This is a genomic window from Rhodococcus sp. EPR-157, assembly GCF_001647195.1.
GTDB lineage: Bacteria > Actinomycetota > Actinomycetes > Mycobacteriales > Mycobacteriaceae > Rhodococcoides.
The window spans coordinates 1-2823 of the sequence record NZ_LVCV01000181.1 but is presented as its reverse complement, the minus strand read 5'-3'; the positions used below and the strand labels follow the sequence as shown (position 1 = coordinate 2823).

At 65.7% G+C, this 2823-nt stretch carries 3 protein-coding genes; all 3 read left to right on the top strand.

Going from position 1 to position 2823, the window contains the following annotated elements:
• Positions 1 to 241 precede the first annotated feature (241 nt).
• Positions 242 to 709: a universal stress protein gene (locus tag A2J03_RS08155; protein WP_068371916.1), complete on the top strand. Its 468-nt coding sequence runs from the start codon at positions 242 to 244 to the stop codon at positions 707 to 709.
• 100 nt (positions 710 to 809) lie between these two features.
• Positions 810 to 980 carry a DUF2613 domain-containing protein gene (locus A2J03_RS29800; protein ID WP_082897675.1) on the top strand — a complete coding sequence of 57 codons (171 nt, stop codon included), beginning with the start codon at positions 810 to 812 and terminating at the stop codon, positions 978 to 980.
• Positions 961 to 2823 (top strand): DUF3367 domain-containing protein (locus tag A2J03_RS08150; RefSeq protein ID WP_197480669.1); only part of this gene is annotated, 1863 nt, incomplete at its 3' end. The genes A2J03_RS29800 and A2J03_RS08150, both read left to right, overlap by 20 nt.

Here is a 2823-nt window from a genome sequence, read left to right as displayed (position 1 = left end):
TGGTCGGCGCGGCAACGGTCGTCGTGACCGTGACATCGGAGGACGTGGCCACAGCGGCGGTTTCCGTGCTGCCGCCTCCGCACGAGGCGGTGAACCCGACGCCGATCACCAGCGCTGCGATTCCTACGGGCGATCGGAAGTTGCTCATGGAATCCGACGGTAGCCGAGTACCCGGTAGCCACGCGATTCGCCGCCCTCCCGCGCTAGGATTGGACAAAAGCGACATCAGGAGGGACACACGATGCCGGCAGACTTGATTCTCATCGCCTACGACGGCTCCGACAACGCCAAACGCGCCATCGAGTACGCAGGCCGATTCCTCACCACCACACGGGCCATCGTCGTGACTGCCTGGGAGCCGATGGTGCGTCAAGCAGTCCGAATGTCCGGACTGTCCGGCGTCATGGCGCCGGAGTGGATTCCCGAGGACGAAGCGGAAGACGTCGCGTTCACCGATGCCAAGGTGACCAACGACGAAGGCGTCCGGCTCGCCGAGGAGGCCGGTCTGCGGGTCGAAGGGCACTGCGCCGAATGCACGACGGCCATCTGGAGTGCGATCGTCGAAAAGGCCGACGATCTCGATGTCGACATCATCGTCACCGGCACTCGAGGCACCACAGGACTACGTTCACTGCTGCAGAGTTCGGTCGCCGACCACGTGCTCAGACACAGCCATCGGCCTGTGCTGATTGTTCCGCCAGGCAAATAGCAGCGCGTGCGCCCGGCGACAAGCGTCACGGGTGATACCGTGATCCGCGCACGGGGGATATCGACGCCTCGCGTCCGTCGACGAAAGTGGAGATCGAGAGATGAAGTTCGCTGTCCCGGGAGTTGTTGCTGCGGTAGTCGGTGCGGTGCTCGGCGCCGGGGTTGTGTTCGGAGTGACTGCGGCGGCGTCGGACAACACTCGTCCCGAGATCGATCGCTCCGGCAATGCTGATTCTTCGCTGCTGAACCAGGTTGAGTACGGCAGCCGCTGACGCTTCTGACTCGATCTCTTCCGAACCACTCGGTCGTAGGTGGCTTCTCGGCGTCTCTGTCTTTGCTCTCCTCCTTTCGTTTCTGCAGGTTCCCGGCTATACCGTCGCGGATACCAAATACGATCTGACGCAGAACCCCCTGGGATTCCTTGCGCGTGCCTCGCACCAGTGGACGTCGCAGGCGCCGCTCGGGCAGGTTCAGAATCAGGCGTACGGCTATTTCTTTCCACACGGAGCGTTCTTCTCGCTCGGTGATGTGCTGTCCGTACCCCCGTGGGTCACTCAACGTCTCTGGTGGGCGCTGCTGCTGATCGCGGGCTTCTGGGGGATCATTCGGCTCGCCGAGGCACTCGGGATCGGCAGCAGAACCTCACGCATCATCGCTGCGGTCGCGTTCGCGCTCTCACCTCGCGTCGTCACGACCCTCGCGTCGATCTCGTCCGAGACGATGCCGATGATGCTCGCGCCGTGGGTGCTGATCCCCATCGTGTGGGCCTTCGCCCCCAGCGACTCCGGCCGCTCCGCCGCTCGCGCCCCCGGCGGCTCCGCCGCAGTGGCACGGTTGAGTAGGCCCAGGCGCACTTATTCGCGCCACTGGGGCGGAGCCCCAGGAGCCCCACGAGGCCACTGGGGCGGAGCCCAACCGGGCGTCCGCATGCTCGCTGCCCAATCCGCCGCCGCGGTTGCACTCATGGGTGCTGTCAACGCCGTCGCGACAGCGGCCGCCGCCCTCGTCGGCGTGATCTGGATCCTGTGCCACCGACCGAACCGACGCTGGTTCGTATTCAGCGGCTGGTGGGCCGGCTTTCTCCTGCTCGCGACGCTGTGGTGGATCGTCCCTCTGTTGCTGCTGGGATCCGTCAGCCCACCGTTCCTCGACTACATCGAATCCTCCGGCACGACGACGCAGTGGGCCTCACTCACCGAGATTCTCCGGGGCACCAGCAGTTGGACACCGTTCGTCTCCCCTGAACGTGTAGCGGGTGCTGTCCTGGTTACTCAGCCGGCTGCCGTCGTCGCGACGGGTGTGATCGCCGCAGCAGGCGTGGCTGGGCTCGCCATGCGCTCGATGCCCGCGCGCGGACGACTGACGGTCATGCTGTTCGTCGGCATCGTGGGACTTACCGCTGGATATGTCGGCGGGCTCGGTTCGCCCGTCGCCGACTCGGTCCGACTGTTCCTCGATTCCGGCGGCGCGCCTCTGCGCAATGTCCACAAACTCGAACCGGTCGTGCGAATCCCCCTCGTGCTCGGGCTCGCTCACTTGCTGGCGAAGGTTCCCCTCCCAGGCTCGGTGCCTCGTGCCAGGTGGAAACAAGCGATCGCGCACCCCGAAAAAGATCGGATGGTCGCCCTCGCCGGACTCGTGCTCGTCGCACTCACGTTCTCCACTTCCCTTGCCTGGACCGGGAAACTCGCCCCACGAGGTGCCTACGAGAGCATTCCCGAGTACTGGCACGAGGCCGCCGACTGGCTCACCGACCACGCGTCGGGAACCTCGCCCGACGGGTCCGATGCCGAACGCGCGCTCGTCGTGCCCGGTGCACCGTTCGCGCTGCAGACGTGGGGCCTCACGCGTGACGAACCGCTTCAGGCTCTCGCGACTACGCCGTGGGCCGTCCGTGACTCGGTACCCCTGACGCCACCGGGCGCGATCCGAGCACTCGACTCCGTACAACGCCTCATAGCCGACGGTAGGCCGTCCGCCGGTTTGGCCGATACCCTTCTCGGACAGGGCATCCACTACGTCGTCGTGCGCAACGACCTCGATCCGGAGACGTCACGATCGACGCGTCCGGCACAGGTACACGCAGCCCTCGACGGCTCACCCGGGCTGAACAAG

What these genes read in the sequence shown, in the direction of transcription:
- A2J03_RS08155 (WP_068371916.1), top strand. Translation starts at nt 242, where the DNA reads ATGCCGGCAGACTTGATTCTCATCGCCTACGACGGCTCCGACAACGCC.
- A2J03_RS29800 (WP_082897675.1), top strand. Translation starts at nt 810, where the DNA reads ATGAAGTTCGCTGTCCCGGGAGTTGTTGCTGCGGTAGTCGGTGCGGTG.